Origin of the sequence: Halorubrum sp., from assembly GCF_046498025.1 — an archaeon.
Classification (GTDB): domain Archaea; phylum Halobacteriota; class Halobacteria; order Halobacteriales; family Haloferacaceae; genus Halorubrum.
This window is the reverse complement of record NZ_JAWOBM010000020.1, coordinates 20584-32583: the sequence shown is the minus strand read 5'-3', so window position 1 is coordinate 32583 and position 12000 is coordinate 20584. Positions and strand designations below refer to the sequence as shown.

Annotated in this window: 16 protein-coding genes; 13 read left to right on the top strand and 3 right to left on the bottom strand. The window is 65.8% G+C overall.

Translation table 11 applies throughout. The annotated features are described in order from the left end of the window. The 3 genes from R6U01_RS05265 to R6U01_RS05255 form a co-directional block, all read right to left on the bottom strand. The coding region (locus R6U01_RS05265) for an archaellin/type IV pilin N-terminal domain-containing protein (RefSeq protein WP_410285410.1) at positions 1-68 on the bottom strand (68 nt) is incomplete at its 3' end. 323 nt (positions 69-391) lie between these two features. Further along, on the bottom strand, positions 392-1018 hold the full coding sequence (locus R6U01_RS05260) for an OsmC family protein (RefSeq protein WP_410285408.1): 627 nt from the start codon (positions 1016-1018) through the stop codon (positions 392-394). Positions 1019-1377: 359 nt separating this feature from the next. Then, the gene (locus R6U01_RS05255) at positions 1378-1995 is read right to left on the bottom strand and encodes a class I SAM-dependent methyltransferase (protein WP_410285407.1); all 618 of its coding nucleotides are present in this window, start codon (positions 1993-1995) and stop codon (positions 1378-1380) included. Positions 1996-2276: 281 nt separating this feature from the next. On the opposite strand from R6U01_RS05255, the gene R6U01_RS05250 reads away from it, so the two are divergent. The 13 genes from R6U01_RS05250 (at position 2277) to R6U01_RS05190 (ending at position 11905) form a co-directional block, all read left to right on the top strand. Then, positions 2277-2726 (top strand): hypothetical protein, encoded by a 450-nt coding sequence (locus R6U01_RS05250; protein ID WP_410285406.1) that lies wholly within the window; start codon positions 2277-2279, stop codon positions 2724-2726. After that, entirely contained in the window at positions 2713-3075 is a 363-nt protein-coding gene (locus tag R6U01_RS05245; RefSeq protein ID WP_410285405.1) for a HalOD1 output domain-containing protein, read from the top strand. Before R6U01_RS05250 ends, R6U01_RS05245 begins: the two co-directional genes overlap by 14 nt. 73 nt (positions 3076-3148) lie before the next feature. Continuing rightward, a complete protein-coding gene (locus tag R6U01_RS05240; protein ID WP_410285404.1) occupies positions 3149-3295 on the top strand; it encodes a hypothetical protein in 147 nt (48 codons plus the stop codon). A gap of 72 nt (positions 3296-3367) precedes the next feature. Further along, positions 3368-4063 carry a hypothetical protein gene (locus tag R6U01_RS05235; RefSeq protein ID WP_410285403.1) on the top strand — a complete coding sequence of 232 codons (696 nt, stop codon included), beginning with the start codon at positions 3368-3370 and terminating at the stop codon, positions 4061-4063. Between the two features lie 55 nt (positions 4064-4118). After that, the gene (locus R6U01_RS05230) at positions 4119-4847 is read left to right on the top strand and encodes an SDR family NAD(P)-dependent oxidoreductase (RefSeq protein WP_410285402.1); all 729 of its coding nucleotides are present in this window, start codon (positions 4119-4121) and stop codon (positions 4845-4847) included. A 76-nt stretch (positions 4848-4923) separates the two neighbouring features. Further along, the gene (locus tag R6U01_RS05225) at positions 4924-5367 is read left to right on the top strand and encodes a hypothetical protein (protein ID WP_410285401.1); all 444 of its coding nucleotides are present in this window, start codon (positions 4924-4926) and stop codon (positions 5365-5367) included. Positions 5368-5482: 115 nt separating this feature from the next. Then, positions 5483-6727, top strand: coding sequence for an RNA-guided endonuclease InsQ/TnpB family protein (locus R6U01_RS05220; RefSeq protein WP_410285400.1), 1245 nt, complete (start codon positions 5483-5485; stop codon positions 6725-6727). Positions 6728-6744: 17 nt separating this feature from the next. After that, positions 6745-7224 carry a type II CAAX prenyl endopeptidase Rce1 family protein gene (locus R6U01_RS05215; RefSeq protein WP_410285409.1) on the top strand — a complete coding sequence of 160 codons (480 nt, stop codon included), beginning with the start codon at positions 6745-6747 and terminating at the stop codon, positions 7222-7224. Positions 7225-7344: 120 nt separating this feature from the next. Continuing rightward, a complete protein-coding gene (locus R6U01_RS05210; RefSeq protein WP_410285399.1) occupies positions 7345-7926 on the top strand; it encodes a flavodoxin domain-containing protein in 582 nt (193 codons plus the stop codon). Next, entirely contained in the window at positions 7923-8795 is an 873-nt protein-coding gene (locus tag R6U01_RS05205) for a hypothetical protein (RefSeq protein WP_410285398.1), read from the top strand. Before R6U01_RS05210 ends, R6U01_RS05205 begins: the two co-directional genes overlap by 4 nt. 312 nt (positions 8796-9107) lie before the next feature. Then, positions 9108-9443, top strand: coding sequence for a hypothetical protein (locus R6U01_RS05200; protein WP_410285397.1), 336 nt, complete (start codon positions 9108-9110; stop codon positions 9441-9443). Between the two features lie 99 nt (positions 9444-9542). Next, positions 9543-11036: an MFS transporter gene (locus tag R6U01_RS05195; protein ID WP_410285396.1), complete on the top strand. Its 1494-nt coding sequence runs from the start codon at positions 9543-9545 to the stop codon at positions 11034-11036. After that, complete coding sequence (locus R6U01_RS05190) at positions 11033-11905, top strand: polymer-forming cytoskeletal protein (RefSeq protein ID WP_410285395.1); 873 nt, start codon at positions 11033-11035, stop codon at positions 11903-11905. Before R6U01_RS05195 ends, R6U01_RS05190 begins: the two co-directional genes overlap by 4 nt. Positions 11906-12000: the final 95 nt, after the last annotated feature.

Here is a 12000-nt window from a genome sequence, read left to right as displayed (position 1 = left end):
ATGAGTATGACTCCGATAACGGGACTCACGGCCCGGTCGTCTGCGTTGAACAGGTTGCTTGGTTTCATAGTTTGAACCCAGCGGTCCACCGACGAAACGGCCCGCCCGCTCCGATCGGTTGCTGGTTAAGCAGTGATTATCCTACCCACCTTATGTACTTATTGGCATAAATATCAAGGTCGAAAATTTGGTGCGAGCGCGAACGCTCCTTGAGAGTATGCACCGCTTAACGACTCCAGGGCCCGGATCTCGCGCGGATCGACCGCGATCGCGTGTCCCGCACTCGAGGGACGCTTCGCGACTCCCGCGGGTCCTCGACGGCGTCGCTCCGTCTGTGACGGCACGCGTTTGAAGGGCCCAAAAGTGTCCGTGGCCGGTCGCGTTGACCGGGCTATCGGCGAGCCGGCTCGGCCCTTCGTCCGACGTCGACGACGGGCTCCATGTCGTGGGCGAAGCGCATCAGCCCCCACACGGGCGAGCGCTTCGCGCCGGCGGCCAGGATGTCGGCGTCGTCGTCGGTGAGGTTCTCGCCGGCCACCTCGATTTCGACGCGGATATCGTCGAAGGACTCCTCCGCGTGGTCCAGGTCGTGGATCATCAGTATCACCCGGGGGTCGAAGTCCACTCGGACGGTCGTTTCGAGGTCGTCCAACTCGATCTCGTTGGCGAGTGCGGTGACGCCGACAGCGACGTTCAGACAGCCGGCGAGTGCCGCGAGCGCCACTTCGATCGGCTCCATACGGTCGGTCGGATCGATGAAGCCGGCCGCCTCCTCCACCTCCTTCCACGCGCCCAGCGGCAGCGTGTACTCGCGGGTGTCACGCTTGATATCCTCTCCGCCGAGCGTGAATTCGTCGACGCTCGCTAGGCTGTGAAAGAGTCGCCCCTCATAGGGAGCGCGGGCGCCGAGCTCCATCTGAACCTCGTCGGGGTTCGCCGTCGCGTGCTCGATGAACTCGTGGAACCGCTCGAGGTCGACTCCCTGTTGTACTGTGTCTGTCGGCTGGTTCGTTGTCATGGGTCCTCTCCGAGTGCCCCTACGAGGCGGACGAACATGTAGGCGTCTCGTGATAATCGGCCGTCAAGTGACCGTCTCGCAGACGGTGCGCGAACGTCACGGGCTGCGAGGAGGCCGTCCGGATCGAGCCTGAGTCGATACGCCCGTATCGTCGCTCTGTGGCCGTTTGGTGGGAACATGGTCGCGTCTCGCAACGACGGACTCGAACGGGGACACCGGCGAAACGCGACGTCCAGCCGCGCCGTCGAATCCGCAGGCGCCCCAGCGGACAGGGAACGGTCCCGGTGTGGGGTCCCGGTTCGGGGGGACAATGGCGCGACACCGAACACCCGGGTGAGGGAGACGCGTACCGGCCGCGTTCACAGCCGCTGCACCCCGATGAAGTACGCCCTGTTACTGCTCCACCGACGTTCGAACACCGTCGGGAGGGCGAAGAGCACCTCCCAGCCGTCCGCCCTGCGGAAGCGGTCTCGGATTTCCCCGGGCGTTATCCCGTATATCTCGCGTTCGGTGCGACGGGCGTCTCCGAGCACGCAGTAGAGCCCGCCGCTGGCGAGGACGTCACCCAGCCCGTCGACGAACCGATCGCGTTCACGGTCACCCAGGATATGCAGCATCGCCGAGTCCACGATCGTTCGGAACGAGAGGTTCGCCTCCCTGAACCGCGACACATTGAGCGCGTCCCAGACGAGGAAGTCGGCGGCGACACGCCGCCACCGGGCTTTCTCCTTGGCCTGCCGGATCGCCGTCATCGAGAGGTCGATCCCGAGCACGTCGTGGCCGTGCCGGGCCAGAAACAGCGACAGCTCTCCGGTCCCGCATCCGACGTCCAAGACGGGGCTCCGGACGAGTCCGGCGTCGAGCAGCCGGACGAACGCCTGTTGTGGCCGACCGATGTCCCAGTTCGGGACCCCCGCGTACGCCGCGTCGTAGACGTGCGCGACCGGTCGTTCCGGGGCCGAAGACGGAACACTCATTCCCGCCACCGCTCGGAAAGACGGCGCATGCCACTCGGTTCAGGAGCGAGCAACGTAGTCGTTGTCCCCGGCCGCGCAACCGGGAGAGGGAGGGAGTCCGGGCGACCGCTCGCGACGTCTCGGCGTCCTCAGTGAACCGCGTTCCGTGGCGCTCAGAATACGCCGATCGTCTACCGAAGGGCCCAGGAAGACAACTAACCGCACCGCAGTCGGCGTGTGGGTTCCGTATTTGGCTTTTGACGGAGAGATTTTAATACTCTGGCAGCCTCCCGAGAGGCATAATGTCCGACGAATCGACGGGAGAAGACGCCGCCGACCTCGCGGTGTCCTTCCGGGAGACAGCGAGCCGCGCTCTCCCACCGGAAATACTCGAGGTAGAGTACGTCTACGGGGCGTTGGCTCACGCTCGACGTCGATACCTCTGTTACTCGCTTCTCGAAGACACACGGCGGTCGTTGACCGAACTGGCGACGGAAATCGTCGCGTGGGAGAGCGATATCCCCGAAGAGGCGGTCACCCAGTGCCAACGCGATCGGGTGTATACCTCCCTCTATCACACTCACGTCCCCACGCTGGTCGATACCGGAGTCGTCGACTTCGACGAGGAGAACGGGACGATTACGGCGGCTGAGAACGCGGACGAGGTGCTGGCCGCGCTGATCGGGATCGGAGCCGGTCTCGACGGCCGTGACGACGCACACGCAGGCGGTGAGACCGATGCCGAAGAGTGACAAGAGCGGACCGAACGGTGGCGCGGACCGGACTGTCGACCGAGACTCCCGGTGGCACCACGTCGTCCAACAACGGTACGAACCCGACCGAGACGGCGGCCTCACGACGGCGATCGTGTTCGCTCTCGCCGACGCCGAGGGCGTCGCGCCGACCGAGATGACCTCCCCGACGTTGTACGACGCGGTCGACGCGACCGGAATCGAACAGGCGTTGTTCGGCTCGGGGACGACCGCAGCCTCCGGTGAGGCGACGGGAACCGTCGAGTTCCGCTACGCCGACTACCTCGTCAACGTCGAGAGCGACGGGTGGATACACGTGTACGAGCCGACTCGGCCGGAGCGACCGTAGCCCGGGAGCGGTTTCGGGTGTTCGACCGCCCTTCGGGGCAGTATTTATAGGGTATCTGACTTTTTGTGCGAGCATGGTTCGGCAACCGGATCCGGCTCGACGGGCGGGACGTACGCGACGGTCGGCGGTGGCCCTCGCCGGAACCGCGGTGACCGCGTCGTTGGCCGGCTGTCCGACGCTCAACGCCGACGAGGCGTCCTACTGGTCGGACAGCCTCTAGGTCGACGTCGAGTACGACGACGCGCTGGCCGCCGCTCGCGAGGCCGGGTACGCGGTCGAGGAACCGTTTTACGTGAACTCGAGAGAGCCGCGCGGGATCGCTCCCGACGGGCTCGACGACCTCGAGACGCGGTTCGGCCCCGAATACCGCGTGCTCGGCTTCTCGCTGTTCCACACCGACCGCGTCTTCGTCGAGGTCGGCGTGACGGGCGAGACGCCCTCCCTTTCCCTCTTCGACGAGGCGACCGTCGCAGAGGAGTTCCCGATCGAATCGCTCCCGCCGGAGGCGTGGCTCGTGGACCGGCTCACGCTGACGTTCGACGTCTCGGAGGCCGACGCTCGCGAGCACGCGGCCGACCTCCGCGAGCAGGCGGCGGAGGGCACCGACATTCCGAGCGTGGCCGTGTCCGCCGCCGTCGACTTCGCGGCCGTCTACGAACGGGCCCTCGCGGAACGAACCGAAGCCAGCGGGTCACCGACGGGCGGCGACGGCTGGTACACGGAGACCTCGTTCCGCGACGACCGACGGTTCGCGACCGTCTACTTCATCGTCCAGAGCGCGGAGATACGACGACGAGACGGGGATCGGACGTACACGCTCAAACTGGACCGCCTCGGCGGGCTGTACGCACGGGTCGACCTTCCCGTCGGCGAAGAGATCCCCGAAGAGGAGTATCGAAACGTCTTTCGAGAGCTGTTCGAGGATATCGGGCTTCCCCCCGCGTCCGTCGACGAGCTGACCTTCGAGTACTCCCCGTCGATCTGGTAGCTCGCCTGCGCGAACATAGATAACAATTAACACGACACCGAGAGACGAGGGGGACATGCTCGACGATACGGTAGCCATCGTCACCGGCGGCTCGACCGGCATCGGCAAAGCGACCGCAGCGAAGTACGAGGAGCACGGCGCGACGGTCGTGATCGCGAACCGATCGGCGGACACCGGTCGCGAGACGGCCACGGAACTGGACTGCGAGTTCGTGCAGTGTGACGTGTCCGACTACGCGCAGGTGGAGGCGCTCGTCGAGGCGACCGTCGAGAAGCACGGTCGAGTGGACGCGATGATCAACAACGCCGGTATCGGCCGAACGGGGAGCGTCACCGACATGGACCTAGACGACTGGCACGACGTGATGCGGATCAACCTGAACGGCGTGATGCACGGGACGAGAGCGTCGATGCCGCACCTGCTGGCGTCCGAGGGGTGTGTGATCAACATCGCCTCCATCTACGGGCTCGTGGGGGCGCCCGGTGCGACCGCCTACGCCGCGGCGAAAGGCGGTATCGTGAACTTCACTCGGTCGGTCGCGGTCGATTACGCGCACCGAAACGTCCGCGTCAACGGCATCTGCCCGGGGTTCGTCGAGACGCCGATGACGGATCCGAGCTTCGAGTCCGACGAGTTCTACGAGTACGTCCACGGACACACGCCGATGGGGCGAGTGGCCCAGCCCGACGAGATCGCCGGCGTGGCGATGTTCCTGGCCTCCGAGGAGGCGTCTTACGTCACCGGCGCCAACATCCCGGTCGACGGCGGCTGGACGGCGCAGTAGCCGGGCCCCTCGCCCGCGGCCCCGTGCATCCCGCGGCAGTCATTTTTAAATCGAAGCTCTCTCACAGACGTTACTAATGAGTGACAGCATCCGCGCGTGGATCGACCGACATCGCCTCGTGAGCTTCGTCGCGATCGCGTACGCCTTCACCTGGACCGTGCAGGGCGCGCTCGCGTATTCCGGGATGGAGGCGTCGTGGACCCACTCGATCCTGATCGGCTTCGGCGGGTTCGGTCCCCCGGTCGGAGCGGCGGTCGTCGTCTGGGCCTCCGGCGGCAGCCTCCGCACGTGGGTCGGCCAGATGTTCAAGTGGCGGATCGGTGCGAAGTGGTGGGCGCTTGCACTGGGCCTTCCCGCCGTTATCCTCGCGGTCGGCGTCCTCCTGTTCGCCGCCGCCGGTGGCCCGCTCGACCTCTCCGGATTCGAATCGCCGTTCATCTACCTGTTCGCGATCGCGTGGGGGACCGTGTGGGGCGGCGGGCAAGAGGACCTCGGGTGGCGCGGCTTCATAGCAGAATAAGGCGGAAACCCACTCCTTTAGGGGTGGGAGGAAGCCGACATTATTGGATGAAATCCGCGGACGACAGCAACTCAATTCCCCAGCGTTTATGAATTACCGCTGATACACATGAGATATGGAAGTGCGACGGACTGTCCCTGTCACGCTCGACGTGGATAGTCACGATTCTGCACTTCTCCACGATACTGTCGATGCGTTCCTCTGGGCAGCACAATACGTCACAGATCACGCGTTCGATGGTGAATACGTTACCACCAGCAAAACGACGCTCAATGATGAGACGTATGATGACGTGCGATCCGAAACAGAACTTCACGCAAACCACGTTCAAGCAGCACGAAACAAAGCTGCGGATGCGTGCAAAGGTGTCGTTAAACGTTGGCAGCAGGGTAAGAAAGCATCCAAACCACACTTTACCAGTCCACACGTGGTGTACGACCATCGCTCGGCTACCTTTCACGACGATTGTGTGAGTCTTGCTACAATCGATGGGCGAGTCGAGTGTGAGTATGTCCTTCCAGACAGTCTCGGTGGGACGCCTCACGAACAGTACCTCTTTTCAGAGGACTACGAAGTGACAGGTGCCGAGCTCCACCGAAAGCACGGCGAGTGGCAACTTCACGTCCGCTGTAAGACGGACGTGGAGACTGACACGTTGGATCAGGCAACACCAGAGAACGGAACGGTTCTCGGGGTTGACCTCGGCGTGAATCAACTCGCTGTTAGCTCAACCGGAACGTTTTGGACTGGGAACGAATTCGATCACTGGCGTGGGGAATACGAGAAGCGCCGTGGGGATCTCCAAGTGAACGGGTCTCGATGGGCGCACGAGAACATGCAATCGGTTGGGCGGCAAGAGGAAGGTCGATTCAAGCAGATGCTGCACCGCATCAGCAATGAATTGGTTGAAGAAGCTCGGAAGAATGGGTGTGTGGTGATTGCGTTTGAAGACTTAACAGACATCCGTGAGCGAACTGGTGCGTCGTGGGGGCACAAGTGGGCGTTCAACCGAGTGTACGAGTATGTCGAATACAAAGCTGAAATCCATGGGATTTCAGTTGAGCAGGTATCTCCCGAGAATACGAGTCAGCGGTGTTCTGAGTGCGGGTTTACGCATCCGAATAATCGGGAGGGGGAAGCGTTCGAGTGTGTGAAGTGTGGATACGGGAACCATGCGGACTACAATGCAGCGAAGAACATTGGTTTGCGGTATCTCCGTCGGAACCAAACTGGGGACGGCGGAGGCGTACCCGTAGGCGTGCGCTTGAACAGCGGGACGTTGAACGCGAATGGAGAGTTTGAACCTCCTACCGAGAAGTCGGCCAGAGCGGGAGTCCATGCTGAAAGCCCACCTCTTTAGAGGTGGGTTAGCTTACGCTGCCCGTCCTGCAGGACTCGTACGGCGCGCTGGCGTCGAGCGCCGTCGTCGGCGTCACTTGGGCCACGTGGCACCTGCCGCTGTTTCTGAACGCCACGACCACCCACGCCGGGTGGGCGCGCTCCCAGCAGCTCCTCTGGATGGTCTCCATCTTCGCCGGGTCCGTCCTCTGGACGTGGATGTACAACAGCACCGGCGGCAGCGTCCTCGCCGTCGCGGTGTTCCACGCCGGCATCAACACGATGGGGATCTACCACCCCGCCGATCGGGCTGCGCTCGTCCCCGGCGGCGTGCCGGACCCGTGGCTGAACCTGCTGGCCGAAGTCACCGGCGCTGTTCCGCTCGTGTTGGTCGCAATCATCCTGATCGTCGTCTACGGCGGCGACCGCCTCGCGAATCGTGACCCGCCCACCCCCCGAGACGCCGGCCTTCCGCCGGCGGATCGAGAGGACGCCATCGAGTCGGTGGCCCGTGACTGACCCCATGCGCGCGTGGCTTCGTCAGCGATCGCCTCCGCGCGCACTGCCGACAGCTCCCGTCGTTCTGACGACATTTTATCTGCCGGCGCGATGAATGCCCGCGTTGAGGTGTGACCACACGTGAGTTCCTTTCTGATACTCTACGGAACGGGCGAGGGACAGACGGCGAAGATCGCGGCGCGGATCGCGACCGCCATCGGCGAGCGCGGCCACGAGACGAGCGCGATCGACGTGCGCGACAGACCGGACTCGTTCGCGCTCGACGAGTACGACGCCGTCGTCGTGGGCGCCTCGATCCACGTCGGCGAACATCAGTCGGAGGTGCGCGAGTTCGTCGCCGCGAATCGAGACGCTCTCTCGGGGCTGCCGACCGCGTTCTTTCAGGTGTCGCTCTCCTCGGCGAGCGAGGAGAAACGCGCCGAGGCGGCGGAGTACGTCGAGTCGTTCCTCACGGAGACCGGGTGGCACCCGGACCGGATCGGCCAGTTCGGCGGCGCGCTCCGGTTCTCCGAGTACGGGTTCCTCAAACGCCTCATGATGAAACGGATCGGCAAGGACCTGCTCACTGACGAGCGTGACCCGGGCGGCGACGTCGAGTTCACCGACTGGGACGCCGTCGACGCGTTCGCGGCCGACGTGGCCGCGTTCGTCGAGGGGCGCCTCGGCGTCGTCCCGGACGCCGGCGACGACCCGACGACATGACGGGCTCGCACTCCTCATATCGTCTCACGCGTCCGTACGTGGCGGCCTCGACGCTCACCCTCCTGCTCGCGGTCGTCGCGGCCGGTGTCGGGCTGTTCGTCCCGGGGTTCTACCGGGACGCGGCGGTCCTCATCCCGCAACTGTACGGGCAGGACCTGCTGACGCTCGTCGTCGCCGTTCCCGCGCTCGCCGTCGCGCTCGTGTACGCGCGTCGCGGGTCGCTCCGCATGTACGTCGTCTGGCTCGGCGTCACCGGCTACTTCCTCTACACGTACGCCTCGTACGCGTTGCTCACGTCGTTCAACGAGCTCTACCTCGTCTACGTCACGCTGTTCGGGCTGACGCTGTTCACGCTCGTCGGCGGCGTCGCCCGCGTCGAACCGAGAGAGCTGCAGGCCGCGCTCGACGGGCATCCGGTCCGGGGGTACGTCGCCTTCCAGGCGCTCGTCGCAGGCCTCGTGGCGCTGCTGTGGCTCGCCGACGTCGGGCCGGCGAGCCTCGCCGGCGCGAGACCCGCGAGCATCGCCGAGACGACGCTTCCCGTGCCGGTCATCCAGTCGCTGGACCTCGGCGTCGTCGTCCCGGCGTTCGCGCTCTCGGCGGCCCTCCTCCGGAGGCGGCGAGCGTGGGGGTACGTCTTCACCGGCGTCCTCCTCGTGAAGGGCACCACCCTTGGCCTCGCGGTCCTCGCCATGATCGCCGTCATGCTCCGGAGCGGCCAACCGGTCCCGCTCCCCCAGATCGCGCTGTTCGCGGTCTTGAGCCTCACCGGACTCGCTCTCACGGTCAGGTTCGTCCGAGCGATCCCTCCCGGAGACGCTCCGACCCGCCCGCGCGCCGGCGCTGAGACGCGAGTCCCCGAGCAGTGACACGTTTCGTGCGGCACGAGCGCGAGCAACGCGCTACGCGCGTGTCCGAAACTCTCCGCGATCACCCGACGATACCCGCTCGCGGTCGACGCGGATCGCGGTCGCCGTCCGTCTAACTATCCCTCTCAGTCGCCTGGTGTCGCTCGTATGCCACGGTCACTCGACGGGGCGTCCGCCGGCGACTCGGTCCGGGCCCTCACTGTGGGCGGGGCGGTCTCGGCTCGCGAGGCGGTCGCCGGAGATACCGGGGAGCGCCGGATCGACGAAACCGAGCACACTCTCGCCGGCAAATCGCGATGACGACGCTGCTCAATGGGCTTCTGGGGGGGGCTGGCCGTCGGCGGTCGCGGGTCGTCGTCTCCCCGAACGGTCTTGGTCGCCTGGTTCCTGTACGGCGGAGTCGCCGGCGTCGGCCTCGTCGTGATCGAACTGTACGTGCTGCGAGTCCTGAGCGTTCCGCCCAGCTTCGACGTTGCTCTCGGGGTCGCGGTCGCCCGGAGCGCGGTCCTGTTCGTCGGCGCGTTCCTCGCGTGGCGGAAGGCCCTCTCGCGCCCCTCCGACCGCTCCTACGTGGCCGAACTGTTCGCGTACCACATCGTCTTCGGCGTCGGCTTCGCGGTCTGGATACGGCTGAGTTGGATCACCTGACTGCTCGGCGGAATCGCCTGAGGGACACCGACGGACCGGATCCGGATACGTTCGGGGCGTTACTCCGCTGAGACTCCGTCGAGGGTCGAGTTCCCGTCGGTGAGGAGTCGGGTCGCGCGGCGTCGGCCGGACTCGGTCGGCCGCCAGAACTCCGAGGCGCCGGCGGGGAGACGGGTACCTTGGAGGCCGCCGCCGCCGATCGAGGGCCGTGGCGACCGAGCGATCCAGGACAGCGACACCGTATTTATTGTCTATCGGCGTACACGACCGGCAGAGGCGGCTCAGATGAAACTCATCACACACGTTCGGGAGCGTGAGTGGGTAGTGGTGGCCGGGTACGTCCTGTTCGTCGCGCTGATGGTCGCCGGCTACTACTACAACATCACGTTCGTCCAGTTGGGGCTCATCGACCTCGGGACGCGTCTCGTCGAAATGTCGGAGACCGTCGTCTCGCTGTGGATGGGGGCGCTCGCGATCGTGACGCTCGTCGTTGCGGTCGCGACCGGCGTGACGATGGACCGCCGCGGCTGGAGCACGGACCTCCGGACGAAGCTCCGGCTCCTGTTCGGCGTGGTCTGCCTCCAGTTCGCGCTCACGGTCGTCGCCCCGATGATCCGGACCGTTCCCGCGTTCGGCGCGTGGGTCGTCCTCGCGTCGCTCGGGCTCGGAGTCGGATTTCCGGTCTCGTTCTCTCTCGCGATCGACCTGATCCCGGTGCCGGACCGAGGGTACGTCGCGGCGGCGATCACGGCGGTCGCGTACTTCCTGGCGAACGCGATTCCGCTCACCTGGTCGGTCGACGTCTTCAGCCGGCTGATGGTCGCCGCGATGGCGCCGGGTATCCTCGTGCTCGCGGTGCTGTCGTTCGCCGGCTTCGATCGCCTCGATACGGTCCTCGACGCCCTCGGCGCGCAACACGAGACATACGGAACCGGGCGATTCTGTCACGGGAATCCAGTTCAGGCGCGGAGTCTCGCGTTCGCCGTCCCGGTCGTGCTGATGTTCGGCGTGTTCTTCGTCGACAGCCTCGGATTCCTCCGGATCATCGACACGCCCTCGCTCCTGCTGACCTCCTGGCAGTCCCCGGAGGTCTCGACGCGGCTGTTCATCGCCGTCGCACACGTCGTCGGCGCGGTGATGGCCGGCGTCATCTACGCGAACTACTCGCTCTCGCGCGTGTTCCTCTGGACGTTCGCGCTGTTCGCCCTGACGCACGTCATGTACACCTCTGACCTGCGGTTCGCCGCGGTGTTCCCGTCGATTGCCGGCGACGGGACGTCTCCCCTCAATCCCGCGCTGTACGCCGTCGCCGTGAGCTTCTACACGACGCTGAACTTCGCGCTCTGGCCCGACCTCTCGACGCCCCAGACCGTCGGCACTCACGCCGCCATCGGTATCGGCGTGGCCGGGTGGCTCGCCACGTTCTCGAGCACCGCGCTCGCCCTGTACTTCCAAGCGGTCGAACTCACGCTTCTCTCGCACCTGAACGTGGTCCAGGCGCTCTCCCTGCTCCTCTTATTCGGGCTCGCCGTGGGCCTGTACGCCAAACGGGTGGTCGAACTCGCTCGCGGTCACGGAGGTGCGAGCGCATGAGTCCGACGGAGGCCATCCCGCTGCTCCTCGTCGTCCTGCTGATGATCTCCGCCGGCGGCGACGACGTCCGGGAGATGTCCGTGTCGTTCGAGGGGGACACCGACGTCGACTCGGTCGCCGACGTCCACGTCGTCGCCGGCGGGACCGCCACCGTTCCCGGAGCCACGACCGTCGACGGCGACGTCTACGTGATCGGTGGCACCGCAGTCGTCGACGGGACGGTCGACGGCGACGTGACGCTACTTAACGGGAACCTCTCTGTCGGTGACGGTGCGACCGTCACCGGGACCGTCCAGACGTATTCGGGCGCCGCCGCGGTCAGCCCCGACGCGTCGGTCGGGCGCCTCTCGCAGTTCGAGGCACCCGCCCCCTCGAGCTCGCCCGCACAGCGGGTCGGCGGGTTCCTCCTGCAGCTGATCGTCCTCGGCGGGTTCGGATGGCGGCTCGTCGAGCGACACCCCCGCGTCGTCGAGAACGTGGGCGCGGCCATCGCCGAGCACGCGCTCGTCAGCGGCGTCGTCGGGGTGCTCGGTGCGACGACTCTGGTCGTCCTCTTCGTCTACATGGCGTTCACCCTCATCCTGCTCCCGGTGGCGGTCGTCGGGCTCCTCGGCCAGTTCCTGATCGTCCTCTACGGTCAGGCCGTGTTCGGGTATCTCATCGGAACGCGTCTTCCGATCGAGCGCGACGGCGTCGCGACGCTCGCGGGGGTCGCCGGGTTCCTGCTCGCCTTCGAGGTCCTCGGGGCCGTTCCGTTCCTCGGGGGAATCGCACAGCTCGTCGTCGCCGCCGTCGGGTTCGGTGCCGTCCTGAACACGTATTTCGGCCTCCAGCGGTTCGAGCCCGTCGCCATTCCGAGTGAATCGTAGGAGTTCACCCGCGGACCGAGCCGTCGTTCGGCGACGACCGGCCGTCGCGCTGACGCATCTGTCAACGGGACGCGACGACGGATCGCCTGCCCCCG

What these genes read in the sequence shown, in the direction of transcription:
- R6U01_RS05260 (WP_410285408.1), bottom strand. Translation starts at nt 1,018, where the DNA reads ATGACAACGAACCAGCCGACAGACACAGTACAACAGGGAGTCGACCTC.
- R6U01_RS05255 (WP_410285407.1), bottom strand. Translation starts at nt 1,995, where the DNA reads ATGAGTGTTCCGTCTTCGGCCCCGGAACGACCGGTCGCGCACGTCTAC.
- R6U01_RS05250 (WP_410285406.1), top strand. Translation starts at nt 2,277, where the DNA reads ATGTCCGACGAATCGACGGGAGAAGACGCCGCCGACCTCGCGGTGTCC.
- R6U01_RS05245 (WP_410285405.1), top strand. Translation starts at nt 2,713, where the DNA reads ATGCCGAAGAGTGACAAGAGCGGACCGAACGGTGGCGCGGACCGGACT.
- R6U01_RS05240 (WP_410285404.1), top strand. Translation starts at nt 3,149, where the DNA reads ATGGTTCGGCAACCGGATCCGGCTCGACGGGCGGGACGTACGCGACGG.
- R6U01_RS05230 (WP_410285402.1), top strand. Translation starts at nt 4,119, where the DNA reads ATGCTCGACGATACGGTAGCCATCGTCACCGGCGGCTCGACCGGCATC.
- R6U01_RS05225 (WP_410285401.1), top strand. Translation starts at nt 4,924, where the DNA reads ATGAGTGACAGCATCCGCGCGTGGATCGACCGACATCGCCTCGTGAGC.
- R6U01_RS05220 (WP_410285400.1), top strand. Translation starts at nt 5,483, where the DNA reads ATGGAAGTGCGACGGACTGTCCCTGTCACGCTCGACGTGGATAGTCAC.
- R6U01_RS05205 (WP_410285398.1), top strand. Translation starts at nt 7,923, where the DNA reads ATGACGGGCTCGCACTCCTCATATCGTCTCACGCGTCCGTACGTGGCG.
- R6U01_RS05200 (WP_410285397.1), top strand. Translation starts at nt 9,108, where the DNA reads ATGGGCTTCTGGGGGGGGCTGGCCGTCGGCGGTCGCGGGTCGTCGTCT.
- R6U01_RS05190 (WP_410285395.1), top strand. Translation starts at nt 11,033, where the DNA reads ATGAGTCCGACGGAGGCCATCCCGCTGCTCCTCGTCGTCCTGCTGATG.